Genomic DNA, 26,252 nt, shown 5'->3' with positions numbered 1-26,252 from the left:
TAAGGGTGGGTTTATATGGATAAGAGATTTATAGAGTTGATCAGGGACAGAGGGATTAACTGTCTGGCTATTATCGGAATGGCCAAAAACTCTGGAAAAACAGTTGCTTTTAATACACTGGTCAAAGAAGGGACCCATGCTGGTTTGAAGCTGGCCCTCATCTCTTTTGGACGTGATGGAGAAGAGATAGACTCCCTGACTTTAAAGAAAAAACCGAGGATAAAGGTATCAGCAGGGAATGTTTTTGCAACGGCTGATCGGGTATATCAGGCCAGTAATCTCAAGGCAGGGGTTTTTTCAGCTACTGATATTTTGACCCCTTTTGGTGAGGTTAAGGTCTATAAAGCTGAAGAATCTGGTATTGTCGAATTAATCGGGATAAACTCTATCAGCCAGCTCCAGAAGATTAAGGAATATCTCCCTGAAGATATTGACCTGATTTTGTTGGATGGTGCACTTGATCGGCGCAGTTCTGCTGTTCCCCTGCTGGCCGAAGGTATTATTCTCTCAACAGGGGCAGTAATTGCTAATACCGTAGAGGGTGTGATAGAAAAAACCCTTGATCAGGTTAGAAAACTGACTACCCCTGAGATAAAAGGCGCGAAGCTTAGAAAGCTGATTAAAGGTGTCTATCATAAGGATAAAAATGCAATGATAGATAGCAGGGGAGACTTAGTAGAGATAGAGTCCAGAATCTCTTTTTCACTAAAGGGATTAAAGAAGAGATTAGAATTGTGTGGTAATGATGGCCTTAAAACTTTGATTTTAAAGGGTGCTCTGGTAAATAGCTTTGTGAAGGATTTAATATATGACCTGAAGATAAAGAATTGTAAGATAGTAGTTAAAGATGGTACCAGGGTATTTTTAGATAGAGGAATTTTTAATCTCCTGGATAAATATAATATTGAGCTTGCTGTCCTGGATAAGATAAATATACTGGGTATTACCGTAAATCCACTTAGCCCCTATGGGGTTCATCTTGATTCCAGGCAGCTTGTAGATGAAATAAGAGAAAAACTGCCCGGTATACCAGTATATGATTTAATGAGTGAGGAATATTTATCCCTGAAATAATATTTAGTGTAAATAAGGAAGGAGGAATTATATGAGAAGTAAATTGAGGATTGATGAGCAGTTAGTTAGTAAATGCCGTGAATATGCTGTTGATATTGCTGATGGAATACAGGAACATATAGATAAAAATACCACTACTTCAGTGGAAAGGACTGTGGCCCGTCTTTTTGGTATAGATGGGGTAGAAGAGGGTACTGAGGTTCCCTTTCCCAATATTGTAGTAGATAATGTACTGGAGGCAGGGAAATTAGATAGAGGTATAGCTTACTGGTTGGGGAATGCTATGCTTGAACTGGGTAAAGAACCACAGGAGATAGCTGAGATGGTAGCTCTGGGCAAGCTTTCCCTGACCGAACTTAAAGAACATAAGCTGGCAGATATCAGGGAAAAAATAACAGAACTGGTAGATAAGAAGGTTGCCGTTATAGAGGGTACTAAAAAGAGGAGAGAGGAACTACAGGAAAAGCTTCCTCCAGGTCCTAAACCCTGGTTATATGTTATTGTTGCTACAGGTAATATATATGAAGATGTAACTCAGGCCAGGGCAGCTGCCCGTCAGGGTGCTGATATAGTTGCTGTGATCAGAAGTACTGCCCAGAGCCTGCTGGATTATGTACCATATGGGGCAACAACCGAGGGTTTTGGTGGAACATATGCTACCCAGGAGAATTTCCGTATTATGCGAGAAGGACTTGATGAAGTAGGTGAAGAAACGGGTAGATATATTCAGCTAGTTAACTATGCATCAGGTCTAGCAATGCCCGAAATTACTGCTATGGGTGCTATTGAAAGGTTGGATATGATGCTTAATGATGCTATGTATGGTATTCTCTTCCGGGATATTAATATGAAGAGAACCTTTATAGACCAGTATTTCTCCCGGATGATTAATGCCTTTGCCGGTATAATTATTAATACTGGTGAGGATAATTACCTAACTACAGCTGATGCAGTAGCAGAGGCGCACACGGTAATTGCCTCACAATTTATTAATGAGGAACTGGCTTACCGTTCAGGTCTAAAAGCTGAACAGATGGGGTTGGGTCATGCCTTTGAGATTAATCCAGATATTAAAGATGGTTTTCTACTGGAGATAGCTCAGGCCCAGCTAATCAGGCAGCTTTTCCCTGATGCACCTTTAAAATATATGCCGCCGACTAAATATATGACCGGTAATATTTTTAAAGGACATCTGCAGGATGGTATGTTTAACCTAGCTTCAATAATGACTGGCCAGTCTATTCAACTATTGGGGATGCTTACTGAAGCTATTCATACACCATTCCTCAGTGATAGGGCTTTAAGTATTGAAAATGCCAAATATATATTTAATAATGCCCGTAGTCTGTCAGAAGAGATAAGCTTTAAAGAAGACGGTAAAATACAACAAAGGGCTGATAAGGTGCTGGTTGAAACAGAAGATATGTTAAAGGGGATTGCAGAGAAGGGGCTTATGCCTGCTATTGAAGAAGGTATGTTTGCTGATATAACAAGACCTATTGCCGGTGGAAAAGGTGCTGATGGGGTTGTGGAAAAAGCTGAATCCTATTATAATCCCTTTATGGAAATTTTCAAGGAAAATCTTGGCATCTAAATTTTAAGAAAAAATAATAGGACCATATTATTTTAGAAGGGGGGATATTATCTGATGAATGAATTAAATTATCAAGCTGTTAAACCATATGGTGATACCCTTAATGATGGTAAGGTACAGCTTAGTTTTACTCTTCCTCTGGAGACAGGACTAGAGGCTCGGGAAGCCGCCCGTTTATTAGCCAATAAGATGGGTTTAGAGGAAGTAGGTGTTGTTGAAATGAAAGATATGGGTGAGGGGTTTAGTTTTTTCGTTTTATATGGTAAATTAATTCATAGTGTTGATTTTACTGGTATAAAGGTAGCCAGTGTGGAAACAGATGTAATGGATTATTATGAGGTGAATAGTTATATAAAAGATAAGATTGGGCGTAAGGTAACAGTTGTTGGGGCTTGTACTGGTTCTGATGCCCATACTGTTGGCCTGGATGCTATTATGAATATGAAAGGTTATGCTGGTGAATATGGTCTGGAACGTTATCCCCAGATTAATGCCCATAATTTAGGGAGTCAGGTTCCCAATGAGGAATTAATAGAAAAGGCCTTAGAACTGGAAGCAGATGCAATCCTGGTATCACAGGTAGTTACTCAAAAAGATGTTCATATTAAAAACCTGACAGAATTGGTGGAGCTGCTAGAGGCAGAGGGTCTGCGGGATAAATTTGTAGTAGCAGTTGGCGGTCCTCGTATTAGTCATCAACTTGCTCTAGAGCTTGGTTTTGATGCAGGGTTTGGAACAGGTACCCTGCCACCTGATGTAGCATCATATATTGTGCAGACTATTGTTGAACGGGGATTAAATGTTGAAAAATAATAGGGGGTGGTTTTTTTGCAAGAGGTTATGATTAGACTCAGAATGAGTTCACATGATGCCCATTATGCTGGTGACCTGGTGGATGGAGCCAGGATGCTGGAGATTTTTGGAGATATAGCAACTGAATTATTGATTAGAAATGATGGTGATGAGGGTTTATTTGTTGCCTATGATAGTGTTGAATTCCTGGCCCCTGTTTATGTGGGAGATTATATTGAGGCTGTAGGGCATATTACACATGTGGGTAATACCTCAAGAAAGATGAGTTTTACAGCCAGAAAGGTGATCACTGCTGCAGAGGATGCAGAGTTTCCTTCAGCAGCAGATGTCCTAGCTGAGCCTATACTGGTGGGTAAGGCCAGTGGAACATGTCTGGTCAAAAAGGAAAGGCAGAGGAGGTGAGGCTGGTGGAGAAACTGATTATTACTGCAGCTATTTGTGGTGCTGAGGTTACTAAAGAGGATAACCCCAATCTACCACTTGCTCCTGAAGAACTGGCCGAAGCTGCCCTTGAGGCTGAAAAGGCGGGGGCTTCCATAATCCACCTCCATGTCCGTGATCAGGCCGGCCGACCAACACAGGATAAAGATGTTTTTGCTGAGACTATTAAGTTAATGAAAGAGAAGGGTGTTAAGGCTATTATCCAGCCTTCAACAGGTGGTGCAGCTGGAATGAGTTGGGAGGAGAGGATACAGCCGGTCTATCTTGAGCCAGAAATGGCTACCCTGGATTGTGGAACAACTAACTTTGGAGATAATATATTTGTTAATGATCTTCCCTTGATGCGCAATTTTGCCAGGGAGATGGATAAATATGATATTCTACCGGAATTGGAATGTTTTGAGCCCGGTCACATCTATAGTGCACTACAGCTAAAAAAAGAGGGCTTGTTAAATAAACACCTCCATTTTGATCTGGTCCTGGGGGTTCCCGGTGCTATTAAGGCTTCTTTAAAAAATCTCTTATATCTTACAGAAATCTTACCAGAAGATGCCAGCTGGACGGCGGCAGGTGTCGGCAGACATCAACTCCCTATAGCGCTTAATACTATTGTCATGGGTGGACATGTCCGCGTCGGGTTTGAAGATAATATTTACTACAAGAAGAATCAACTGGCCAGTAGTAATGCCCAATTAGTAGAGAGGATAGTTGTCCTGGCTAATGAATTAGGCCGTGAAATTGCTAAACCTGATGAAGCCAGAGAGATTCTGGAAATTATTTAGGGATTTAACTAAAGTTTAGTGTAATTTATTATATCTATTAATTAATAAGGATGTGATTAATTTGAAAAAGGGCAACAGATATGGTTTGCACCGCGTTTTAGAACCTGAGGGTGTACTCCCCCAGACAGCAGATAAGATTGATAACGATATGGAGATTTATGATAACGAAATCTTAATAGATGTTCAGACCCTAAATATTGACTCAGCCAGTTTCACCCAGATAAAGAATGAGGCTGGTGGTGATGAAGAAAAGATAAAAGAGAAGATGAAGGAAATTGTGGACACTAAGGGGAAACATCAAAATCCAGTAACTGGTTCTGGTGGAATGCTAATTGGTACGGTCAGTAAGATTGGTGATGCCCTGACAGATTGTAAACTCAAAGTAGGGGACAGGATAGCTACCCTGGTTTCTTTATCACTTACCCCACTAAAGATAAAAGAGATTAAAGAAATTCATATGGATATTGACCAGGTTGATATTGAGGGGCAGGCTGTTCTTTTTGAGACGGGTATTTATGCTAAACTCCCTGAAGATATGGAAGACACTCTGGCCTTGGCCCTGCTTGATGTAGCAGGTGCACCAGCCCAGACTGCCCGTCTTGTGAATTCAGGTGATACCGTTTTAATTATCGGGGCAGGCGGCAAATCAGGGATGCTCTGTCTCCATGAGGCCCAGAAAAGGGCCGGTATCTCTGGTAAAGTTATTGCTTTATGTTATAATGAAAAGGAATGCCAGACTGTAAAGTCTCTGGACCTGGCAGATTATATAGTCCAGGCTGATGCCACTAAACCTGTAGAAGTCCTGGCAAAGATTGAGGAAATTACAGATGGAAATTTATGTGATCTGGTCATCAATAATGTTAATGTCCCTAATACAGAGATGGCTTCAATCCTGGCTGCTAAAGACAGGGGTACAATATACTTCTTTAGTATGGCTACCAGTTTTACTAAAGCAGCCCTTGGTGCAGAGGGAATTGGCAAAGATGTAGAGATGATAATCGGAAATGGTTATTGCCATAACCATGCCATTATTTCTCTGGAAATACTGCGGGAGAATAAAAAGTTGAGGGAGATTTATACCAGGTTATATACTTAAGCGTATTGCATAATTGATTATTGCCATCCAAAAACTCCGCAACGAATTTAGTATTAGCTAATTACGGGCTGTTTTAAACTCCCTACGGTCAGACAGGAAAACAGCCTCTTTCGTAATCAGCTTTACTAAATCCTGCTCCGTTTTAATCGGCTGGTCAATAATTCAATTATGCAAAAAGTCTATTATGAAAGAGCCTTACTTAAATAAATTGCAGGTATATTTGAATTTAAGCAAAAGGAAATAATAAAAGAAGGTGTGTGTTAAATGAGTGAAGTAGGAAAATTAAATTTAGAAAAAAGCATGAGTGAGGTAGCCAGGGGTTATGAGCTGACACCTGGTGCGGTGCTTGGGATCAGAAGACCTTATAATTTTGTAGAGGGTGAATACCCAAATTACTTTGAATCTGGTAAAGGATCCAGGATTATTGACCTGGATGGTAATGAATATATTGATTATCTATGTGCTTATGGTCCAATTATTATGGGCTACTGTGAGGAAGAAATAGATGAGGCTGTTATAAAACAGATTAGAGATAAGGGTTTCTGTTTTTCTTTAACTCAATCTATTCAAAATAGGTTGGCAGAAAAAATGGTTGAAATAATACCATCTGCTGAACAGGTTATCTTTCTAAAAACAGGTTCTGCTGCTGCCACCCTGGCTGTTAGACTGGCCCGCGGTTATACCGATAAGACCAAGATTATGCGCTGTGGTTATCACGGCTGGCACGACTGGTGTGTTGAGGTAAAGGGTGGTATACCAGAAAAACTCTATGAAGATGTTTACAGTTTTAAATATAATGACCTTGCTAGTCTGGAAGAGTTATTGTTCGAGCATGGTAATGATACTGCTGCTATCATCATAACACCGGTTGGCCATCCACTGGGTAATAAGATTGAAGAACCAAAACCTGGTTTCTTAGAAGGTGTTAGAGAACTGGCTGATAAGTATAATACTATCTTGATTTTTGATGAGATTAGGACTGGTTTCCGGGTAGCACTGGGTGGTGCCCAGGAATATTATGGAGTGACACCAGATCTGTCACTCTTTGGCAAGGCGATGGCAAATGGCTATGCTATTGCTGCAGTAGCTGGCAAAAAAGAGGTAATGAAAAAGGCAGAACATGATGTGTTTGTTTCTTCGACCTTTTTTCCCAACAGTCTTTCTTTTGCCGCGGCTTTAAAGACTATTGAGTTATTACAGTCCAAAAAGGTACTAGAATATATCTGGGAAAAAGGCAGTAAATTCTTAGAAGATATTAAAGCCTTGACTGCGAAATATCCGGTTGGGGCAGAGGTATCTGGCATACCCCCTATGCCCTATATAACCTTCCAGAGGGATAAAGCTAAAACCTATAAAGAAAAGAGAACTGATTTCTATACACAGTTGATCAGGCGTCGTGTCTTTATGCAGCCATATCACCACGGCTATATCTGCTATCGTCATACTGATGAAGACCTTAATTATACAGTTAAGGCTATTGAAGAGAGCTTGGTCTATATTGAAGAAAAAGATTATTAAAAATATAATTACTTAAAAAACTACTAACACCAGGGATCAATTTGATCTCTGGTGTTTTTTATGACAAGGGGACGGTTCATCTGTCACATGGCTTTCATCTATTATGACAGACCTTGTAAATTTAAATGATTTAAAAAATATACTCAAATACTAAGTTTGAAGATGAAAATTAATTCTGGTAGAATGTAATTATTGAAATATTAACAATTTTAATCTAAAAAACTTGTTCATGAAGACATATGTCCTGGGATGGATTTTTATAATATGATAAGATAAAGGTGATGATTAAGTATGGGTATATCTGAGATTCAAAAGGTAATGGCAAATAACTTAAAAATTAATAAGATGCTTAAGTTCTGCCCCTATGAGATATTAAAACACTGGCAGTTTTGTGAGTATAAAAAAGGGGAAATATTATTAAAACAGGGTGAGATTCCAGAGAGGTTTTATATTATTATTGAAGGCTATGTGGATATCTATGCGCTGGCAGAAAATGGGAAGAAATATACTCAGGCCTTGTATACAAAGGGTAATTATATTGGCGAATTAGAAATATTCGACAAAAAACCGGCGGCGTGTTATGCTGAGGCTGTTTCACCAATTGTTTTGATCAGCCTGGCAAGGGATTATTTTCTTAAGTGGATTGAACTGGATATACATATTAGCAATTACTTTGCTAAAAGCATGGCCAGTCTTTTTTATAATCTTTCTATCAAAGCAATGAATGATAATCTTTATTCACTAAAATATCGTTTAATTAAATATTTACTGGAAAGTAATCAAAAGCCAGGTGATCACCCCAAAGAAATAGAGATATCCATTAACAAAGATAAGATTAGTGAACAGCTTGCTGTTACTAAAAGGAGTATTAACAGGGTTTTCAGGGAACTAAGGGACAGAGGGATAATAGACATCAATAATAAGGGTATTATTATTAAAGACATGGAAGGTCTTTTAAAAGAACAGGAACTTAGTAAGAATCAGTAAACAATATAGAAAGGGTGTAGAGAACTTGATCAAGAATATACAACCTCATATCCGCTGTGCTGATAAAGACACAGCTGAATTTGCTATTTTACCGGGTGATCCTGCAAGGGTGGAAATAGCCCGTGATATTTTAGATGACCCTACGGATATTGCTTTTAATAGGGAATACAAGAGTATTTCAGGTTATTATAAAGGCCTAAAGGTTCTAGTTGTATCTACAGGTATAGGTGGTCCGTCTATAGGGATTGCTGTAGAGGAGTTGAAGAATATCGGTGTGAAGACTTTAATAAGAATCGGTAGTTGTGGGGCCCTACAGGATAATATAAAATTAGGGGATTTGATAATAGCTAATGGAGTTGTCAGGAATGATGGTCTATCTGATACATATATAGAAAAAGGATATCCAGCTGTTCCTGACCCAGCTCTCTTGTTTGCTTTGCAACAGGCTGCTGAAGAATTGGATTACTCATATCATACTGGTTTGATTCGCAGTCATGATAGTTTCTATACAGATAGGGAGAATGAGATTGACCAGTACTGGTCAGCTAAAGGGATATTAGGTTCTGATATGGAGAGCTCTGCCCTTTTTGTGATAGGTGGACTAAGGGGATTACAGGTTGCTTCAATATTAAATGTAGTTGTGGATTCTAATGGTAATCTGGAAAAGGGGATTAATGATTATGTTGATGGTTTAAATGCTACTGTTGAAGGGGAGAAACAGGAGATCATTACAGCCCTGGAAGCAATTGCTTTAAATAATAAAAACTAAAAGGGAGGAATTTTTCATGAGTAAGGAAAGGCTTTGGTCATTCAAATTTTCGACTGCTTCATTAGTTCTTATTCCGGCAGCTGTAGGTATTAATTACATTGGTAAACTCTTTGCAGGGGTTTTAAAACTCCCACTCTGGTTGGATGCTATTGGTACAGCCCTGGCCAGTATGTTAGCAGGCCCTATTATTGGGGCAATTTCAGGTGCAATTAATAATATAATCTATGGTTTAACAATGGACCCAATCTCTTTTATTTATGCACTTACCAGTATAGGTATTGGTCTGGCAATTGGTATTATGGCCTATAGGGGCTGGATTGAAAGTTTTAGTAAATCCATTGTTGTTGGTTTAATAACAGGATTAGTAGCAGCAGTTATTTCAACTCCAATAAATATTAGTTTCTGGGGTGGACAGACTGGTAATGTCTGGGGTGATGCTCTCTATGCCTCACTAATAGCTAATAGTGCACCTGTCTGGGTAGCATCATTCCTGGATGAGTTAGTTGTTGATTTACCTGATAAGGTAGCAACAGTATTAATTAGTTTTATAATCTATAAGGGATTACCTAAAAACATTATTAATCTTTACAGGGGCGGAAATAAAGAAATAGATAGTTTTGAGGCTTAAGAAGATTAATATTTTTAAACAAGGACGGCGATATCGTTGAAAACTATGAGTTTATATCAGGAAAGGGATACTTTAGTCCACAAAATAAGTCCCATTAGTAAGATAATGTATATCATAGCAGTAATCTTGCTTTTGATACTTGTTCCTCTTAGAAAGGTCATGCTTGCCTCTGTATTGCTGAGTTTTTTAATAATAATTTCAGGTCGGGTACTGAGGAAAGTGTTTCCTATTATTGGATTTAGTAGTATTGTTTTAATATCAGTAGTTATAATTCAGGGGCTATTTAATTTAGGGAATAAGACAGCATTATTTAGTATTGGTAGTATAGTTTTTTATAAGGAAGGACTTTTATATGCTTTTGATATATGCTTAAGGGTTTTGAATATTTTAAGTTCTTTTGCTATTCTCGTTCTTACAACAAAGCCGTCTGAATTGATTGAATCACTGGTCAGAAAGGGTTTGTCGCCAAGGATTGGCTATGTATTAAATTCAGTATTACAAATTATTCCTCAGATGTCTGCTACTATGAATACAATAACTGAAGCCCAGAGGTCAAGGGGCATGGAAACTGAAGGTAGTCTAAAAACAAGGATAAAAGCCTTTTTTCCCTTGATAGGACCCGTGGTAATGAGTTCTTTAATTAATACCAGGGAAAGGGCTATGGCGTTAGAGGTAAGGGGATTTAACTCCAGTGTTAAAAAGACATTTTTAAATGAAGAAAAAGAAGAGTCTTATGATAAAGTGATTCAACTAATACTAATACTTATTGTAATTGTAGCCCTTATCTGGAGGATATTATCATGAAAAAAATAATAGTAGATAAATTAAAATATAAATACCCTATGTCAGAGAAACTAGCACTTAAAGGGATATCTTTTTCAATAGAAGAAGGGGAATTTATTGGGATAGTAGGCCAGAACTCTGCCGGAAAATCGACCCTCTGTCAGGCTCTGGCCGGTCTTGTTCCTCATTTTTATAAAGGAACCTATGGTGGGAAGGTAATTGTTGATGGTTTAGAGGTTTTAAATACCTCAATTAGTGTTCTTTCTTTAAAGGTGGGTATTGTTTTCCAGAATCCTTTTACTCAGGTCACAGGTTCTAAATTAACTGTTTATGAAGAAGTGGCTTTCGGTTTAGAAAATGCCGGAATTAGCCGTCAGAAAATAGTTGAAAGGGTTGATTATGCCCTTGATTTACTGGGTATATATCAATATAAAGACCGCAATCCCTTTGATTTATCCGGAGGGCAGATGCAGAGGATGGCTATTGCCAGTATTATTGCTATGAAACCACAGGTTATAGTACTGGATGAACCAACTTCTCAGCTTGATCCCCAGGGTTCTGAAGAGGTTTTTAGGGCTGTTCAGAAGCTTAGTAAGGAGAAGATGACTGTTATTATGGTGGAACATAAAATGGAGAAAATAGCGGCCTACTCTGATCGGGTGATTTTTTTAGATGATGGAGAAATGATTGATTTTGATACCCCGCAGAGGGTTTTTTCCCGGGACGACCTGGCAGAACATGGTATTGCAGCCCCTTCTTTTACCAGGATATGTAAAGGGCTTGGTTATCAAGATAAAGATACAGGTCTATATCCTGTTACTCTGGAAGAGGCCTATGGAGTGGTGGTTGATCATAATGGATAAAAAAATTTCAGTAGAAAACCTACATTTCTCTTATACTGAAGAGGAAGAGGTATTAAAAGGGATTAGCTTAGAATTTGATCATAGGTCTACAGCTATTATTGGTCAAAATGGTGCCGGTAAAACTACTTTTGTTAAACTATTAAAAGGTATTTTAAAACCTAAGATAGGAGATATAATTATAAATGGCAAAAACACCAGGGAAGCTACGGTAGCTGAACTGGCTGGTGAAATTGGTCTGGTGTTTCAAAACCCTAATGACCAGATTTTTAAGGGTAAAGTGATTGATGAGGTTATGTTTGGCCCACTTAATATTGGACAGGATGAGGATACTGCACGCGATAATGCCCTAAAAGCACTTAAGATGCTGGATATAGCAGATAAGCAGGAAATAAACCCCTATGACCTAACCCTTTCTGACAGGAAACTGGTCACTATTGCTTCTATCCTGGCCATGGATACAGCTATTATTATTTTAGATGAACCGACAATTGCACAGGATTATGCAGGCAAAGAGAAGATTAAGGTTTTAATTAAAGATCTGAGTAAGCAAGGAAAACTTGTGTTAACTATTATCCATGACATGGATTTTGTGGCGGAGACTTTTGAAAGGACAGTAGTATTTAATGAAGGCAGGGTTTTACTTGACAGTAACACAAGGGATGTCTATTCTCAGGAGGCAGTCCTCAAAGATGCCTACCTGGAACCACCACACGTAACCCAGCTTTGCCATAAACTAGGTGCTCAGAATACTTTTTTAACTGTTGAGGAGTATTTGGAATATAAAAAAGCGAAAACTAGGTGACAAGGGGACGGTTTCGGCTGTCATATTAGCTTTGCGGTTAGATGGTAGACCTTGTAATTTCTGTCTAGTTGGGATAAGATTAATTAGCAGAAAGGGGGCTGATAACTATGAATTTTATAGTGCTTAGTGACTCACATGGTAGTCTGGCTAATTGGAAAAAGGCTGAGACTTATTTTGGACAGGCCGATATGGTACTCCATGCTGGGGATATACTCTATCATGGTGCTCGTAATCGCCTGCCAGATGGTTATGATACCAAAGGCCTTGTTGATTTAATTAATAAGGCTGACTACAACTTATTAGCAGTAAAAGGGAATGTTGATGCCCTGGTAGATGACTGGGTACTACCATATCCTCTGCCAGAGTTGTCTGTAGTAGAAGATAATGGTTTGCGAATAGTTATTTATCACGGGTTTCAACATGATAATGAGGCAGAGAGGTTTGATTTTGCCAGGAGATTTGGGGCAAAAATACTTATCTATGGACATACACATATCCCGGTTATTAAGGAAGATGATGGGGTAATACTTCTTAATCCTGGTAGTATTGCACTACCTAAACAGACACCTGGAGTACCAACCCTGGCCAGTATAAAAAATGGAGAAATCTCTATTTTGAATTTAGATAATGGTAAAGTTATTGAATCATATAAGTATTTCTAAGAAAGTTATAAATGTTTTACTAAAAACACCTTAAAAGGGTGTTTTTTTGCTTTAGGTATAATTTATCAATGTATATCTGTATATACACTTGCACATAGGATGAAAGTCTTGACATATGCCTAGTTATAATGTTAAATTTAATAAATAACATAGATATAATAGCAATAAAATCTTATCTGCCAGGAGGGATGGTATGTTTTTAAGTATTGGGACACCTGCCTTATTATTTAAAGGGGTATGTCTATTAATGTCGGCTTATATTTTGAGATTTACCAGGCTTTCCAGGTTAATTAGAAACTTCAATATAATGTTTAAAAATGAGAGCAGTCTAGAAAATGTTAAAGAACAGATTAATATTTTTGCAATCAGACTGAGGATTATTAAATTTATTCATATCTTTGGTGTTTTAGCTTTGTTTTTTGAGATATCAGCAATGTTTTTCACATTATTAGGGGGAGGAATAATAGTAAATTTGTTATTTTCTGCAGGATTGATATTTTTCTTAGCTGCACTTATATCAGTTTTAATTGAGATATATTTTTCCTTAAAGGCTTTAGATATTAATTTAGATATAGAATATTAATGGGGTGAGGATAAATGGGTTTTACATTAACTACGCCAGCATTGGTTTTTTCTACGATTTCTTTATTGATGCTGGCATATACGAATAGGTTTTCTGCTATTGCTAGTTTAATTAGAAGCCTTCATGATGAAATAGAGGAAAAAGGGAAAGATAATATTGTTATATCATCTCAGATAAAATCGTTGAAACGTAGAGTTAAACTTATCAGGAATATGCAGTTTCTGGCTATTATTGCTTTGTTTTTTTGTGTTTTCTCTATGTTTTTATTATTCTTTGAAAAATCTCTTGCTGGAGAAATAGTCTTTGCAGTAGCGCTTGTACTGCTTATGATTTCATTGATTATTTCTGCAATCGAAATTAACATGTCTGTTCATGCCTTGAATATTCAACTTGGTGAAAAGGACATTTCTTAATAAGATATTATTAAAATAAATAATAAGATAATAAATTTCTTTTAATTTACACCCCTGTTATTAAATAAAACAGGGGTGTATTTTTATTTCTGTTATCATATAAAATTGCTCTTAAATCATGTTATGTTTTGTGGACGTTGCCTCCAAAAGCTAACGTAATAATTAGCAAAAACATGTATCCATTTGAAATCGAATGAAAATGCCTTGACAAAAAGAAAAAGCGGGTATAAAATTAACATGTAAGTAACACAAACATATCATAAATATAATATTTATTAAGTAATAAATGTGTTTTTAAATGGTATTTGTTAAGGTGTGCTTGATGACATACGGAAACACCCACTAGTAATTGAGACCGTACTTAGGTGGCATAGGGAGTAGCTGTTTTATAAGGGGTTGAAAGGGATGATGTTTTATGCTTTTGGAAGTAAAAGATGTAGTAGCTGGCTATGGAGAGATGATAATATTACATGGGATATCGATCAGGGTTAATCAAGGAGAGGTAGTTTCTATAGTTGGACCTAATGGTTCTGGTAAGTCAACCTTGTTAAAGACTATCTTTGGTCTGGTAAAACCAAGAGAGGGGAAGGTGTTATATCGGGAAGAGGAAATAGGTGGTTTTAAGCCGGATCGTTTGGTAAGGCTTGGGTTTTCATTTGTACCTCAGAGTGATAATGTATTTCCCTCACTTACTGTACATGAGAATTTGGAAATGGGGGCTTTTGTCAATAACAAGAACATGAAAGATAGATTAACATTGATTTATGATTTATTCCCCCCCTTGAAAGAAAAGAGGAAGAAAAGAACGGGTACACTGAGCGGTGGGCAGCGGCAGATGGTTGCCTTTGGTCGAGCATTGATTATAGAACCAGACCTTCTTTTATTAGATGAACCTACTGCTGGGCTGGCACCAATGTATATAGATATGATCCTTGATAAGGTAAAAGATATTAATAAGACTGGTGTATCTATTTTGATGGTTGAACAAAATGCTAAAAAAGCTCTGGGGATGTCAGATAGAGGCTATGTTCTGGCAACTGGTCAAAATAAATATGAAGATACTGGTCAGGGATTATTAAATAATGATGAAGTAGCCGAACTTTTCCTGGGGGGTTGATAGATATGACACTATAGGCGTCTGGAAGATTGTTGATGGTAAGATTACTACTGATAGTGTTGTAGTTAAAAAATTGCCAAAAAAACCATAATTAATTATTAAACGGCAGCTTATTAAAAGCTGTCGTTTTTCTGGTGGTCATCTGCCTTATAGATTTATAAAAGAATAGGGTGGAAAGACCACCATAATTTTTGACTTTACCAAAGAGGCTTAATAATGAAATTTTTTTATGTTTGCTCAATTTATTGAAAACGCATATATTACAATGTTATAATAATTTAAATATTATAAAAAAGGAGATGGATATATTGCAGAGGATAATAGCCGTTAACTCTAATACTTATCATGGCTATTCGTTATGTCAAGCAATGGATGGAATAAGTAAGGCTGGTTTTAAGTATATTGAACTTACAGCGACAAAGGGTTGGACAGAACATGTTTTTCCTACAATGAGTTTAAAGCAATTATATAAGATTAAAGATGAATTAAAGGAGAATGATTTAATCCCCATTTCCATGAGTGGTCACTGTAATCTAATGGATAAAGGGCGAATCACTGATTTTATAGCTAACATTCGTCTTGCAGGATTCTTTGGATGTGAGCATGTTATTTCCTCTATTGGAGAAGCCCATTTGAAAGATAAGGCAGAAATATCTAATTTTGAGGTAGCAGGGCATATCCAAGAATTGATACCGTATTTAGAGGAATATAATTTAATTTTAGGATTAGAGAACCATGGAAAACATGGAACAGGTAAGTGTTTGAAAGATATTATAGATATTGTCAACTCACCACGTGTAGTCATTAATTATGATACAGCTAATGCCATTTTTTATGGTGCAGTAAACTTAGAAGAAGATGTTGAAGCCTGTATTAATGAAATTGGACATATACATCTCAAAGATAAAGCGGGGAGACAAGATGAATGGAATTTTCCTGCACTTGGAAAAGGAAGAATAGATTTCAAGATGATACTAAGCAAATTGAAACAGGCAGAAAATAATTGTCCTTTAAGTATTGAAATAGAATTTACTAAAAATGGGGCAAAAAATATTGAGGAAATTAATCAAGCTGTAAAAGATTCTTATCAATATTTACAATCAATAGGACTTGAAATTTAAAATATATGAGGAGGAGTAGTGATGATAAGAATTGGTATTGTTGGTATTGGCGGGATGGGCAGCGTACATCATAATAATTATGCGGAAATCGATGGATGTAAAGTTGCAGCTGTGGTTAGTAATTCTGTATCTGGCAGGAAAAAAGCAGAAAAATGGGGTCTTCCTGTTTATAAAAATATTGATAGTATGGTACAGGTGGAAGAGATCGATGTTATTGATATTTGTACACCTACCTTTTTACATAAACAACAGGTTATGAAAAGCCTTTTTCTTGGGAAACATGTTATTGTAGAAAAACCTATAGCACTTCACAAAGAAGATGCTGAAGATATGTTTAATTTAGCGGAGGAGAAGGGATTATTATTATTTGTGGGTCAGGTTTTACAGTTTACTAAAGCAGCAGAAATTTTGCATCAGATTATAGAAAATGGGGAGTTTGGGAAACCACTTGATGGGTATTTTGAACGCATTACAGGATCTCCAGGCTGGGCACAAGGTGGGTGGTTGTTTGATAAGGATAAGAGTGGACTTTTACCATTTGACTTACATATTCATGACCTTGATCTAATAGTTAGTTTGTTTGGGAAGCCAGACAAGTATGATTTTACCAGCTGTGGAGGAAAAAATAGGAAAGTTAAAGAACAATACCGTTTTAACTATAAATATGGAAAATTAAATATAGTTGCTGAAGCGGCATGGTATAATGCTGATTATCCATTTACTACACGCTGGAGGATTTACTTTGAGAATGCATTAGTAGTCTTCGACGGAAAAAATTTGATTTTATATCAGTCTGAAAGGGAACCTTATTATTTTGATATAGAGGATGAGATAAAAATTCCTACGGGAATAAATCTCCCACCAACAGGAATGTTTTATCATGAACTATCTCATTTTTTGAATTGTATAAAACAAGGAATTCCATCTGATAAAGTAAGCGAAAGACAAGTTATAACAGTGGTTGAGATACTTGAAGAAATATTAAATCATAATCAAGAATAATTATATAAAAATACAATATATAAAATATAATTATTTTGGAAAGAAGTATTGATATCTAATTAAATTAATGATATTCTATATATAATATTAAAAAATGTAATCAATTACATTTGAAATTTCATAAAACTAGGAATTTCCCCTAAAAGGGCAAGATATTAATAAAAATGTAATCAATTACATTTGACTTACATAATATTTATTTTTAATTTTATTTGGAAAATTTCAGGAGGAATTTATGACAACTATAGCTGATGTTGCAAAGGAGGCCAATGTTTCTGTTGCTACGGTTTCACGGGTGCTAAATAATCAGGATTTGGTGCGACCAGAAACGGCAGAAAGGGTTTATGATGCTATTGAAAAGCTTTCTTATAAACCGAATATATTAGCACGGAATTTCCGCAAAAATGAAAGCCGGGTTATTCTTATTCTTGCCCCTAATATTACAAATCCTTATTATTCTCATATATTAACAGGGATAGGTGATGTAGCAAATGAAATTGAGTACAGTGCTTTGATTTTTAATACTGGTGATGACCCGAAAAGTGAAAAAAAAGGTATGGAGATGTTAAAAAAGAAAAGGGCAGATGGTGCTATCCTTTTAGCAAGTAGTCTTGGCTGTGATTGGCTTCTGGAGTATGCACAGGAATATCCTGTGGTTCAATGTTCAGAATATGATGATAAGGTAGATATTTCTCATGTTGCTATTGATAATTATAAGGCTGCTCAAGATGTAATGGAGTATTTAATTGATCTAGGTCATAAGCGAATTGCAACTATAAGTAGTCAGAATAATTATATTTCTACCTCGTTAAGATTAAAAGGTTATAAAGATACATTACATAAACATGGTATTAAAAACCCGAACGATTATATTGTTTTTTCTACTGGAGATTATTCATTTAAGAGTGGGAAAAGGGCTGCAGCTCAACTGCTTCAGCTTAAAAGTAGGCCTACAGCGATTTTTTGTATCTCTGATAGGGTTGCACTTGGTGCTATTAGTCAGGCAAAAGAAATGGGGGTTAGGGTACCTGAAGATTTGACAATAATAGGTTTTGATGATGTTGAAGATACTATGATGTTTCATCCTTATATTACAACAGTTGCCCAACCCTGTTATGAGATTGGTAGAAGGGCAGCCTATATGTTATATGGACAAATGACTAAGCAGAAAATTACACAAAAAGAATTGCTGTTAAAGCATGAGTTAATTATACGGGAGTCTTCTGCACCAATAGGCAAAAGGGATTAACAATAGTTGAAATACACTGTTGATTAGTTCATATATCTAAGTACATTAATATTAAAAGGAGGAAAGTTGTATGAAAAAAGTTTTTGGTTTTGTGCTTGTGGTCACATTATTAGCTACTCTTTTGTTTGCTGGTATTTCCGGGGCTGCTTCGGGGGCAAAGTATAAGGTGGGAATTTTAGCCCCTGCTGTTACCCATGGTTGGGTTGCTGCAGTTGCTTATCATGCTGAAGCACGGTGTAAAGAATTATCTGATCAAGTTGAGTACAACATTCAGACCAGTAGTAATGCCTCTGAAATGACTTCTCAATTAGACGACCTGATAACCTGGGGAGCTGAAGCGATTGTTGCTTTTCCGCAGTGGGTGGGTATGGAAGTACCTATACAAAGAGCAGTAGATGCTGGGACTAAGCTTGTTAACTTTGATATAGCCATTGATGTAGATGGTGTATATCGAGTAGCTGGTGACAACGAAGATATGGGTACTCAAGGGGCAAAGTATATCGTAGATAAGATTGGAACTGAAGGTACTGTTGTTATTCTAGATGTTCCCAGCTCTGGTTCTGTTGCAGAGTTGCGGAAAAAGGGATTTATTGAAACAATAGAAAAAATTGCTCCTAATATGAACCTTGTTACTTATGCAACAAAGTTTACCCGTCAGGATGGGCTAACTGATTTTTCTGATATTCTTGTCAGGCATTCTAAAATTAATGCTGTATATTCAATGGATGATGAGACTTCTATAGGGGTTCTACAGGCTATCAGGGAAGCAGGTAGAACAGAGATTAAAGTTGTTACTGGTGGGGGTGGAATGCAGGAGTATTTTGAAATGATGCCAGAAAACGAAGATATCTGGATTCAATCTGCTTTATACAGTCCTGCTATGGTTAAAGATGCAGTTGATGTTGCTGTAGAATTATTAAATGGTGAGAAAGTAGCCAAAGAAACCATTATCCCGACAACTATTGTTGATCGGGAGAATTATACTGAATTTTTAGATGCCAATTCACCTTATTAATTCACAAATAAGTGGAAGTATTTAAGAATAGACAAAAGAGGTTATGGTAGACCATAACCTCTTATTTAAAATAATGGAGGTGATCTTATGAAGATAGAAATGAGAGATATCTGTAAGGCCTTCGGGGCCAATATTGTTTTAAAAAATGTTTCATTTTCCATTAAAGGTGGAGAAGTATGTGCTTTGCTGGGAGAAAATGGTGCAGGGAAATCTACTCTGATGAATATTCTGGGTGGGGTAGTGTCCATGGACTCAGGGGATATATATCTTGATGATAAAAAAACGCAATTTGATATGCCAGCAGATTCATTAGATGCAGGGATTGCTTTTGTCCATCAAGAGCTTAATTTAATTAATGATTTGCCCATCTATGAGAATATGTTTATTGGACGGGAAATAAAGAAAAAGGGTGGTGTCTTAGACCTGGAAAAAATGATTTTTGAGACCCAGGAAGTATTTGAACGGATGGATGTTGAGTTAAATCCTCGTACCATGGTACGCGACCTGGATACTTCGTACAAACAGATTGTAGAAATATGCCGTGCTATTATGATGGATGCCTCAATCATTATTATGGATGAACCAACAACTTCTCTAACTGATTCAGAAATTAAGAGGGTATTTCAGATGATGGAAACTCTAAAAAGTCATGATGTCGGCATTGTATTTATCTCTCATAAACTTGGGGAAGTAATGGAGTTTTGTGACCGCTATACAGTATTGCGAAATGGTGTCCTGGCAGCAGAAGGACCAGTTGACGATGTTACAACAGATGATTTAGCACGATTTATGGTAGGACATGATGTGCGTACTATATCCTTACAGTGCTCCAGGGAATTAGGGAGAGAAGTATTGCGGGTAGAAGGTTTATCTGATGACAATAATTTCAGTAATATTAGTTTTTCAGTTCGGGCTGGAGAAATACTGGGTGTGACAGGACTACTTGGAGATGGACGAAGTGAGCTTTTTAAGGCTATTTTTGGAAATGGGGATATTTGTTCAGGTAAAATATATTTAGCAGAGAAGTTGACTCAGGTAAATAATACTACTCAGGCTGTAGAAAAAGGAATTGGCTACCTTCCCCGTAATAGAAAAGAAAATGGAATTATCAAGGATATGAACATTTTTGAAAATGGTTCGATTGTTACCTGGCCGAAATTTTCCAAATGGGGAATAATTAACAAAAAAACTCAAGAGGAAGAGTTTGAAAAACAAGTTAAAGATTTAAAAATAAAAATGAGTCTTAAAACTGATTTAATTAATAGTCTTTCGGGAGGAAATCAACAAAAGGTGGTACTGGCTAAATGGTTGATTGCCAATCCTAATTTGTTAATACTAGATAATCCTACCCAGGGGGTAGATGTAGGGGCTAAGGAAGAGATTTATGACATTATCCTTAGATTGGCCAAAGAAAATATTGCTATAGTGGTTTTATCTAGTGAAGCAAAGGAGATCATTCGTATTTGTGACAGGGCATTAGTTATGTACCATGGTGTACTTCAAGGTGAGGTAAGTGGAGAAACAATGAACAAACATGATATTATGCGACTGGCTACTGGTGGGACAATTGCCTTAAATCAGAGGGAGGGAACATAATATGGAAAGAAACAGTAATGATAAAAACAAAAATAGATTTTTACATTGGTTTTTACATAAATGGTCTACTGAACCCATTTTTAGCACAGCAGTTGCGTTATTTATTATGATTATTTTGCAGACATTAACTTTAGGGTTCAGTTATGATTCGTTTGGGGCCTGGTTTTATTCCTGGATTAATAACTGGATAAATATTTTACGAAATAATGCAGGGGTTGGAATTATAGCTTTAGGGATGACTTTTGTTATTATGTCTGGTGGAATAGACTTGTCAGTAGGTTCAACTCTTGCCTCAGTTGGAGCTGTAATGATGGTGCTGCTGGATAGCGGTCCTAATGGGATTCTTTGCAATATGGGAATTACTGGTGTGTCAGTAATTATTATTGCTATTATTATAGGAACGGGTTTTGGTATTCTACTTGGTAACTTAATAGGTTTATTAATAACAAAGGGGCGAATTCCACCATTTATTGCTACTTTAGGAACAATGAAAATATATCGTAGTGTAACCCAACATTTTATGCAGGGATTTCTCCCCAGGGTACCAAGGGAATTTTTGCAGATTTCCGGTTTTAAAATGGGGAAATATATGCTGATGCCTATTATTTACTGGCTAATTATTGCAGCAGTTCTGTATTTTATATCCAAAAGAACGACTTTTGGTAGGCAGGTGATTGCTATTGGCTCAAATGAGTGTTCAGCAAAGCTGTCAGGAGTCAATGTGAACCGTGTAAAACGGCGTGTTTATGCCCTGATGGGATTATTGGTAGCCTTTTCAGCTATTATTCAAGTGTCGCGAATTGGTTCAATGGATTTTGCCAATGCAGGTAGTGGCTATGAGATGGATGCCATTGCAGCTGCGGTTGTTGGAGGAACTAGCATGAGCGGTGGTCGAGGAGCCATCATTGGTACAGTATTTGGTATGTTAATTATTGCGGTGATGAACAACTTGTTAAATCTCCTGGGAGTACCACCGTTTTTAAGAGAGGCTTTTAAGGGTTTGATTTTGGTTGCTGCGGTTCTACTTCAAAAAAAAGATTAAGCCTAAGATGAATAACTTATTATTTGATTGGAGGGCTCTTTATGTATAAAATAGGAATAATTGGTTGCGGAAAAATTGCCCAAGTGCGGCATATACCAGAATATATGGACAATAAAAACACTGAAATTATAGGTTATTATGATAGAAATATAAATAGGGCAGAAGAGATGGGAGACAAATATAATGGAAAAGTTTATACATCATATCAGGAATTACTGAAGGATACTAAAATAGATGCTGTAAGTATCTGTACTGCTAATCATGTTCATGCTGAAATAAGCATTGCTGCCCTTAAAGCAGGAAAACATGTCTTGTGTGAAAAGCCAATGGCCACATCGCTTGAAGAATGTGAAGAAATGGTCAAAACAGCCGACGAAACAGGGAAATATCTGCTGATAGGACATAATCAACGCTTTGCCAAGGCCCATATAAAGGCTAAAGAGTTGATTAATCAAGGGTTAATAGGAAATATTATAAGTTTTAAAACAACTTTTGGACATAGTGGCCCAGAAACATGGAGTATTGATCCTGGTAAAAATGTCTGGTTTTTTGATAAACAAGAGGCTGCTATGGGGGCTATGGCAGATCTGGGAATACATAAAACAGATTTAATTCAATTTTTAACAGGGGATGTTGTAGTAGAGGCTACTGCTAAGGTGGTGACTTTAGACAAGAAGGATTCACAGGGAAATCTTATTGGAGTAGATGATAATGCAATTTGTATTTATAAAATGAGTAGTGGCATCATTGGTACAATGACGGCTAGTTGGAATTATTATGGTTCAGAAGATAATAGTACTATTTTATATGGAACAAAAGGAATTATGAGTATTTACGATGATCCACAATACTCCATTAAAGTAATGCTTAAAAATGGAGAAAATATCTATTATGACATTGATAAAATTCAAACCAATGATGAGCAAACAAAATCAGGTGTTATTGATCATTTTATTGAATGTCTTATGGAAAAGAAAAAATCTGAGATTTCTGGTGTAGAGGCAATAAAGGCAATGAGGGCGATTTTTGCCAGTATTGAGTCATCAAAAACCGGACGCTCTATTGTTGTCAAACAAGATTAAGGAGGTAAAGTAGGATGAAATTAGGTTTTGTAAGTTCAATTCTTGAGGATTATGATTTTGAAGAATTAGTTGATATTGCAAGTGATATGGGATATCAATGTATTGAAGTTGCCTGCTGGCCGCAGGGCAAGGCTGAGCGTCGTTATGCAGGGGTAAGTCATCTTGATGTAGATAATCTCACTGATAATAAAGTATCATATATAAAAGACTATTGTAACAGTAAAAATATAGAAATATCTTCTCTGGCTTATTATCCGAATACTATGGATGGTAATTTGAATAAACGCAAAGAAAATATTGAACATTTGAGAAAAGTGATTGCTGCTAGTGCAGAATTTAAAATTAATCTTGTTACCACTTTTATTGGAAGGGATCAAAATAAAACAGTTGAAGAAAATATTGAATTATTTAAAGAAATATGGCCGCCAATAATAAGGTATGCTGAGGAAAAAGGTGTTAAGATAGCTATTGAAAATTGTCCAATGCTTTTTGAGGCAGATCAATGGCCTGGAGGACAAAATCTCTTTACTTCTCCTAAAATCTGGAGAAAATTATTTGAGATTATCCCTAATGAAAATTTCGGTATTAATTTAGATCCCAGTCACTTTGTCTGGCAGATGATGGATTATATTTTACCTATTTATGAATTTAAAGATAGAATTTTTCATGTTCATTTTAAAGATATTAAACTCGATGTTGAGCAATTAAAGAATGTAGGAATTATGGCATATCCCCTTGAATATATGCGACCTAAACTGCCTGGTCTTGGTGATGTAGATTGGGGGGCATATGTATCTGCCTTAACTGACATAGGGTATAATGGATATTCCTGTATTGAAATAGAAGATAGAGCTTTTGAAGGTAGTAAAGAACGTGTTCTTGATAGTTTGCGAATTTCTAAAAAGTATTTAGAGCAATTTGTAATTTAATTATTGATCAAGGGAATTATTAAACGGCAGGTAGTACTAGCTGCCGTTTATATTCACATTTTCTAAATTATGCTAATTATTAGCTTTTTACTCAGGTGGCTTTTAAAAAGTGATTCATTTAGAATAATTTGGGTATAAAACGCCAGGAGACCTCATCAATATAGTCCTTGTATTCAGAACCTAATTCATTTAATAAATAAGTTTCTTCCCTTATTGCAATTATAATAATAAATGAGGAAAAGACAATAAAGGGAATAAACATCCAGATAATTCCCCAGGTCATGCTTACACCTAAATACATTAGAATTAAGCTTAAATACATTGGATGACGAATGATAGCAAATGGACCTGACTTTATAATGCTCTTGATTTGGTCTGATCTTAAATGGGCTTTTTTATGAAAGCTGTGACAGTGTTTATGAAATAACCAGCCTGTAATAAATATTATACCCCCTATAATATTTGATAGTGGTTGATAAGGTATTCTTGCCCATGAAAAATATTCACCTAAAAAACCGATAAAAATAATTAAAATAAATCCAAATGACATCATAATATTTGGTTTTAGATTCAAGTAGTATTCTATTATTTTCATAACTATCCTCTCCTTTATATTTTCTCAATGTCTTCCATTTTGATTATATCTAATCATCTATAGATTTGCAATATTAGAAAAATATTTATAATAAAAAGGTTATAAGATAAATTATCTTAAAACTGTCTAATTGAAAATCTATCAGGAAACAATTGTTATTTTTCAAAAAAAGTGCTAAAATATGAATGATAATATTTAAATAACTTTACTGGGGTGGTTATGATGCTAAAAGCAAAACAAGTAAAACAAAAAATAAATAATCAAAAAAAAGCCATTTTAAAAAATATGATTTTATATTTTATATCAGCAATTGTGTTTTTTTTATGTAGTGGTAGCATATTGGTTATTAGGGGATGGGTTTACTATTTGTTGGTTATCTCTGGGGCAGTAATCAATAATTATTTATTATTAAAATATAATCCAGAAGTATTGAGTTCAAGAGCAGAAGAAGGGAGTAATACAAAAAAATGGGATAAAATAATACTTGGGTTTTATACTTTAATCCATATTTTTATTATACCTGTTATTTCAGGCCTAGGTTTTAGGTTTGACTGGTTACAACTATCAGCTCAATATATTTTTTTGGGTGTTTTACTCTATCTAGTATCCTTAATTATAATTACCTGGGCCATGGTAATAAATAAACATTTTGAGGGAACAGTTCGTATACAAACTGATAGGAATCAGGCGATAATAGAAAAGGGACCATATAAATATATAAGACATCCTGGTAATTTAGGTATGATTTTAACATCATTTGTTCAGCCGGTAATTATTGGTTATGTTTATACATTTATACCAGGAATTTTGGCTGTGATTTTTGTGGTAATTAGAACTAAATTGGAAGATGATATGTTACAAAGAGACTTAGATGGTTATATAGATTATGCTGAGAAAGTTAAGTATAGATTAATTATTAAATTATGGTAATTAGATACTAATAGAAGCTCTTAGTGCCTTAATCATAAAAAAACTTAATTAACTGTCAAATTGATTCAAGATTTTATACTTGATTACTTTTTTTAAAAAATTAACATAGATTAGTGATAAAAGATTTATTAAAATAATATAAGAAGATTATAAGGAAAGTTAGTACTATGAATGAGGTTGGTCTCTGTTGGGGGGATTAGTGCTTAATTTTACTTAGAAGGGAGACGATTTTAATGAATACAGAAGTAAAACTTAGTGTATTACAAAGTATTTATACAAATGTATTGGCAGAATCAGTATTTTATTATAATAAAGAAGGTATTTTAAATGAGATTGTAAAGGAGAAAAAGGAAAAGAGTTTTGTTTCAGGAAAGGGTTTAGTAGAGAATTTTGGTATCAAGTATCCCGAAGAGGTTTTTACATGGTGTTCTGAGGTGTTTAACTGTGCAGTTTGGGATATTAATAAAACAGAAGATGGTTTTTTAGCTATAGCAGAAAAATGTAAGCTTTGTGATATTTGTAAAAAACTTGGGGCGGGGATGCCTTGCTATATATATTGTCTTAATCCGATGGAAGGAATGGTAAAGGGAATAAATTCAGATATTAAGTTCAAGGTATTAGAGACATTATGGAAAGGGAAAAAATGCAAAGTAGAGATTATAGTTAATAATGATTTGAAATAGAAAATCTTTGTATTACTCAGGTTTTATTATACTATGGAGTGATTATGATAGTTAGGAAAAAATATATTTAGCCCATGCTAATA

General features: G+C 35.9%; 28 protein-coding genes. 27 read left to right on the top strand and 1 reads right to left on the bottom strand.

What is annotated here, in order from left to right:
- The first annotated feature begins 15 nt into the window (after positions 1-15).
- The 25 genes from kamB to GM661_RS14495 all read left to right on the top strand — a co-directional run bounded on the left by kamB (position 16) and on the right by GM661_RS14495 (position 23,961).
- A complete protein-coding gene (gene kamB, locus GM661_RS14615; RefSeq protein WP_230867500.1) occupies positions 16-1,074 on the top strand; it encodes a lysine 5,6-aminomutase reactivase subunit KamB in 1,059 nt (352 codons plus the stop codon).
- A 31-nt stretch (positions 1,075-1,105) separates the two neighbouring features.
- Positions 1,106-2,668, top strand: coding sequence for a lysine 5,6-aminomutase subunit alpha (kamD, locus tag GM661_RS14610; RefSeq protein WP_230867499.1), 1,563 nt, complete (start codon positions 1,106-1,108; stop codon positions 2,666-2,668).
- 54 nt (positions 2,669-2,722) lie between these two features.
- The gene (gene kamE / locus GM661_RS14605; protein WP_230867498.1) at positions 2,723-3,481 is read left to right on the top strand and encodes a lysine 5,6-aminomutase subunit beta; all 759 of its coding nucleotides are present in this window, start codon (positions 2,723-2,725) and stop codon (positions 3,479-3,481) included.
- A gap of 27 nt (positions 3,482-3,508) precedes the next feature.
- The gene (gene kal, locus GM661_RS14600) at positions 3,509-3,883 is read left to right on the top strand and encodes a 3-aminobutyryl-CoA ammonia lyase (RefSeq protein WP_407929678.1); all 375 of its coding nucleotides are present in this window, start codon (positions 3,509-3,511) and stop codon (positions 3,881-3,883) included.
- A 5-nt stretch (positions 3,884-3,888) separates the two neighbouring features.
- On the top strand, positions 3,889-4,704 hold the full coding sequence (gene kce / locus GM661_RS14595; RefSeq protein WP_230867496.1) for a 3-keto-5-aminohexanoate cleavage enzyme: 816 nt from the start codon (positions 3,889-3,891) through the stop codon (positions 4,702-4,704).
- A gap of 61 nt (positions 4,705-4,765) precedes the next feature.
- Positions 4,766-5,800, top strand: a complete 1,035-nt coding sequence (gene kdd, locus GM661_RS14590) for an L-erythro-3,5-diaminohexanoate dehydrogenase (RefSeq protein WP_230867495.1) — start codon at positions 4,766-4,768, stop codon at positions 5,798-5,800.
- A 264-nt stretch (positions 5,801-6,064) separates the two neighbouring features.
- Positions 6,065-7,318, top strand: a complete 1,254-nt coding sequence (locus GM661_RS14585; protein ID WP_230867494.1) for an aspartate aminotransferase family protein — start codon at positions 6,065-6,067, stop codon at positions 7,316-7,318.
- 291 nt (positions 7,319-7,609) lie between these two features.
- Entirely contained in the window at positions 7,610-8,305 is a 696-nt protein-coding gene (locus GM661_RS14580; protein ID WP_230867493.1) for a Crp/Fnr family transcriptional regulator, read from the top strand.
- A 28-nt stretch (positions 8,306-8,333) separates the two neighbouring features.
- Positions 8,334-9,074, top strand: coding sequence for a nucleoside phosphorylase (locus tag GM661_RS14575; RefSeq protein WP_407929677.1), 741 nt, complete (start codon positions 8,334-8,336; stop codon positions 9,072-9,074).
- 16 nt (positions 9,075-9,090) lie between these two features.
- Positions 9,091-9,702 (top strand): ECF transporter S component, encoded by a 612-nt coding sequence (locus GM661_RS14570; protein ID WP_230867491.1) that lies wholly within the window; start codon positions 9,091-9,093, stop codon positions 9,700-9,702.
- A gap of 36 nt (positions 9,703-9,738) precedes the next feature.
- Positions 9,739-10,506 (top strand): energy-coupling factor transporter transmembrane component T family protein, encoded by a 768-nt coding sequence (locus tag GM661_RS14565; protein WP_407929602.1) that lies wholly within the window; start codon positions 9,739-9,741, stop codon positions 10,504-10,506.
- The gene (locus GM661_RS14560; protein ID WP_230867490.1) at positions 10,503-11,348 is read left to right on the top strand and encodes an energy-coupling factor ABC transporter ATP-binding protein; all 846 of its coding nucleotides are present in this window, start codon (positions 10,503-10,505) and stop codon (positions 11,346-11,348) included. Before GM661_RS14565 ends, GM661_RS14560 begins: the two co-directional genes overlap by 4 nt.
- Positions 11,341-12,150 carry an energy-coupling factor ABC transporter ATP-binding protein gene (locus GM661_RS14555; RefSeq protein WP_230867489.1) on the top strand — a complete coding sequence of 270 codons (810 nt, stop codon included), beginning with the start codon at positions 11,341-11,343 and terminating at the stop codon, positions 12,148-12,150. The genes GM661_RS14560 and GM661_RS14555 overlap by 8 nt, the downstream gene beginning before the upstream one ends.
- Before the next feature lie 107 nt (positions 12,151-12,257).
- On the top strand, positions 12,258-12,812 hold the full coding sequence (yfcE, locus tag GM661_RS14550) for a phosphodiesterase (RefSeq protein WP_230867488.1): 555 nt from the start codon (positions 12,258-12,260) through the stop codon (positions 12,810-12,812).
- A 193-nt stretch (positions 12,813-13,005) separates the two neighbouring features.
- Complete coding sequence (locus GM661_RS14545; protein WP_230867487.1) at positions 13,006-13,395, top strand: DUF2721 domain-containing protein; 390 nt, start codon at positions 13,006-13,008, stop codon at positions 13,393-13,395.
- A 14-nt stretch (positions 13,396-13,409) separates the two neighbouring features.
- Complete coding sequence (locus GM661_RS14540) at positions 13,410-13,808, top strand: DUF2721 domain-containing protein (RefSeq protein WP_230867486.1); 399 nt, start codon at positions 13,410-13,412, stop codon at positions 13,806-13,808.
- A 415-nt stretch (positions 13,809-14,223) separates the two neighbouring features.
- Positions 14,224-14,925: an ABC transporter ATP-binding protein gene (locus GM661_RS14535; RefSeq protein ID WP_230867485.1), complete on the top strand. Its 702-nt coding sequence runs from the start codon at positions 14,224-14,226 to the stop codon at positions 14,923-14,925.
- A gap of 299 nt (positions 14,926-15,224) precedes the next feature.
- Positions 15,225-16,046 carry a sugar phosphate isomerase/epimerase family protein gene (locus tag GM661_RS14530; protein WP_407929601.1) on the top strand — a complete coding sequence of 274 codons (822 nt, stop codon included), beginning with the start codon at positions 15,225-15,227 and terminating at the stop codon, positions 16,044-16,046.
- Positions 16,047-16,067: 21 nt separating this feature from the next.
- Entirely contained in the window at positions 16,068-17,048 is a 981-nt protein-coding gene (locus GM661_RS14525; protein ID WP_230867483.1) for a Gfo/Idh/MocA family protein, read from the top strand.
- A 235-nt stretch (positions 17,049-17,283) separates the two neighbouring features.
- Positions 17,284-18,297 (top strand): LacI family DNA-binding transcriptional regulator, encoded by a 1,014-nt coding sequence (locus GM661_RS14520; protein WP_230867482.1) that lies wholly within the window; start codon positions 17,284-17,286, stop codon positions 18,295-18,297.
- Positions 18,298-18,367: 70 nt separating this feature from the next.
- On the top strand, positions 18,368-19,312 hold the full coding sequence (locus GM661_RS14515) for an ABC transporter substrate-binding protein (RefSeq protein ID WP_230867481.1): 945 nt from the start codon (positions 18,368-18,370) through the stop codon (positions 19,310-19,312).
- Positions 19,313-19,399: 87 nt separating this feature from the next.
- On the top strand, positions 19,400-20,908 hold the full coding sequence (locus GM661_RS14510; RefSeq protein ID WP_230867480.1) for a sugar ABC transporter ATP-binding protein: 1,509 nt from the start codon (positions 19,400-19,402) through the stop codon (positions 20,906-20,908).
- A gap of 1 nt (position 20,909) precedes the next feature.
- Positions 20,910-21,950, top strand: a complete 1,041-nt coding sequence (locus GM661_RS14505; protein WP_125991361.1) for an ABC transporter permease — start codon at positions 20,910-20,912, stop codon at positions 21,948-21,950.
- A 41-nt stretch (positions 21,951-21,991) separates the two neighbouring features.
- A complete protein-coding gene (locus GM661_RS14500) occupies positions 21,992-23,032 on the top strand; it encodes a Gfo/Idh/MocA family protein (RefSeq protein ID WP_230867479.1) in 1,041 nt (346 codons plus the stop codon).
- Between the two features lie 14 nt (positions 23,033-23,046).
- Entirely contained in the window at positions 23,047-23,961 is a 915-nt protein-coding gene (locus GM661_RS14495) for a sugar phosphate isomerase/epimerase family protein (protein ID WP_230867478.1), read from the top strand.
- A gap of 118 nt (positions 23,962-24,079) precedes the next feature.
- Here the strand turns inward: GM661_RS14495 and GM661_RS14490 are convergent, their stop codons facing one another.
- Positions 24,080-24,556, bottom strand: coding sequence for a methyltransferase family protein (locus GM661_RS14490; protein WP_230867477.1), 477 nt, complete (start codon positions 24,554-24,556; stop codon positions 24,080-24,082).
- A gap of 222 nt (positions 24,557-24,778) precedes the next feature.
- Here GM661_RS14490 and GM661_RS14485 point away from each other — a divergent pair, with 222 nt between their 5' ends.
- Together GM661_RS14485 and GM661_RS14480 are read left to right on the top strand one after the other, a co-directional pair.
- Positions 24,779-25,486, top strand: coding sequence for a methyltransferase family protein (locus GM661_RS14485; protein WP_230867476.1), 708 nt, complete (start codon positions 24,779-24,781; stop codon positions 25,484-25,486).
- A 233-nt stretch (positions 25,487-25,719) separates the two neighbouring features.
- Positions 25,720-26,169, top strand: coding sequence for an L-2-amino-thiazoline-4-carboxylic acid hydrolase (locus tag GM661_RS14480; protein ID WP_230867475.1), 450 nt, complete (start codon positions 25,720-25,722; stop codon positions 26,167-26,169).
- The last annotated feature ends 83 nt before the right edge of the window (positions 26,170-26,252 follow it).

This window comes from Iocasia fonsfrigidae (genome assembly GCF_017751145.1).
Lineage (GTDB): Bacteria > Bacillota > Halanaerobiia > Halanaerobiales > DTU029 > Iocasia > Iocasia fonsfrigidae.
The sequence above is the reverse complement of the archived record's forward strand: the minus strand, read 5'-3'. Positions and strand labels throughout refer to the sequence as shown.

Excerpts from the sequence above, each read along its gene's own strand:
- kamB (WP_230867500.1), top strand. The coding sequence starts at position 16 with ATGGATAAGAGATTTATAGAGTTGATCAGGGACAGAGGGATTAACTGT.
- kamD (WP_230867499.1), top strand. The coding sequence starts at position 1,106 with ATGAGAAGTAAATTGAGGATTGATGAGCAGTTAGTTAGTAAATGCCGT.
- kamE (WP_230867498.1), top strand. The coding sequence starts at position 2,723 with ATGAATGAATTAAATTATCAAGCTGTTAAACCATATGGTGATACCCTT.
- kal (WP_407929678.1), top strand. The coding sequence starts at position 3,509 with ATGATTAGACTCAGAATGAGTTCACATGATGCCCATTATGCTGGTGAC.
- GM661_RS14585 (WP_230867494.1), top strand. The coding sequence starts at position 6,065 with ATGAGTGAAGTAGGAAAATTAAATTTAGAAAAAAGCATGAGTGAGGTA.
- GM661_RS14580 (WP_230867493.1), top strand. The coding sequence starts at position 7,610 with ATGGGTATATCTGAGATTCAAAAGGTAATGGCAAATAACTTAAAAATT.
- GM661_RS14570 (WP_230867491.1), top strand. The coding sequence starts at position 9,091 with ATGAGTAAGGAAAGGCTTTGGTCATTCAAATTTTCGACTGCTTCATTA.
- GM661_RS14560 (WP_230867490.1), top strand. The coding sequence starts at position 10,503 with ATGAAAAAAATAATAGTAGATAAATTAAAATATAAATACCCTATGTCA.
- GM661_RS14555 (WP_230867489.1), top strand. The coding sequence starts at position 11,341 with ATGGATAAAAAAATTTCAGTAGAAAACCTACATTTCTCTTATACTGAA.
- yfcE (WP_230867488.1), top strand. The coding sequence starts at position 12,258 with ATGAATTTTATAGTGCTTAGTGACTCACATGGTAGTCTGGCTAATTGG.
- GM661_RS14545 (WP_230867487.1), top strand. The coding sequence starts at position 13,006 with ATGTTTTTAAGTATTGGGACACCTGCCTTATTATTTAAAGGGGTATGT.
- GM661_RS14540 (WP_230867486.1), top strand. The coding sequence starts at position 13,410 with ATGGGTTTTACATTAACTACGCCAGCATTGGTTTTTTCTACGATTTCT.
- GM661_RS14535 (WP_230867485.1), top strand. The coding sequence starts at position 14,224 with ATGCTTTTGGAAGTAAAAGATGTAGTAGCTGGCTATGGAGAGATGATA.
- GM661_RS14530 (WP_407929601.1), top strand. The coding sequence starts at position 15,225 with ATGGATATATTGCAGAGGATAATAGCCGTTAACTCTAATACTTATCAT.
- GM661_RS14525 (WP_230867483.1), top strand. The coding sequence starts at position 16,068 with ATGATAAGAATTGGTATTGTTGGTATTGGCGGGATGGGCAGCGTACAT.
- GM661_RS14520 (WP_230867482.1), top strand. The coding sequence starts at position 17,284 with ATGACAACTATAGCTGATGTTGCAAAGGAGGCCAATGTTTCTGTTGCT.
- GM661_RS14515 (WP_230867481.1), top strand. The coding sequence starts at position 18,368 with ATGAAAAAAGTTTTTGGTTTTGTGCTTGTGGTCACATTATTAGCTACT.
- GM661_RS14510 (WP_230867480.1), top strand. The coding sequence starts at position 19,400 with ATGAAGATAGAAATGAGAGATATCTGTAAGGCCTTCGGGGCCAATATT.
- GM661_RS14505 (WP_125991361.1), top strand. The coding sequence starts at position 20,910 with ATGGAAAGAAACAGTAATGATAAAAACAAAAATAGATTTTTACATTGG.
- GM661_RS14500 (WP_230867479.1), top strand. The coding sequence starts at position 21,992 with ATGTATAAAATAGGAATAATTGGTTGCGGAAAAATTGCCCAAGTGCGG.
- GM661_RS14495 (WP_230867478.1), top strand. The coding sequence starts at position 23,047 with ATGAAATTAGGTTTTGTAAGTTCAATTCTTGAGGATTATGATTTTGAA.
- GM661_RS14490 (WP_230867477.1), bottom strand. The coding sequence starts at position 24,556 with ATGAAAATAATAGAATACTACTTGAATCTAAAACCAAATATTATGATG.
- GM661_RS14485 (WP_230867476.1), top strand. The coding sequence starts at position 24,779 with ATGCTAAAAGCAAAACAAGTAAAACAAAAAATAAATAATCAAAAAAAA.
- GM661_RS14480 (WP_230867475.1), top strand. The coding sequence starts at position 25,720 with ATGAATACAGAAGTAAAACTTAGTGTATTACAAAGTATTTATACAAAT.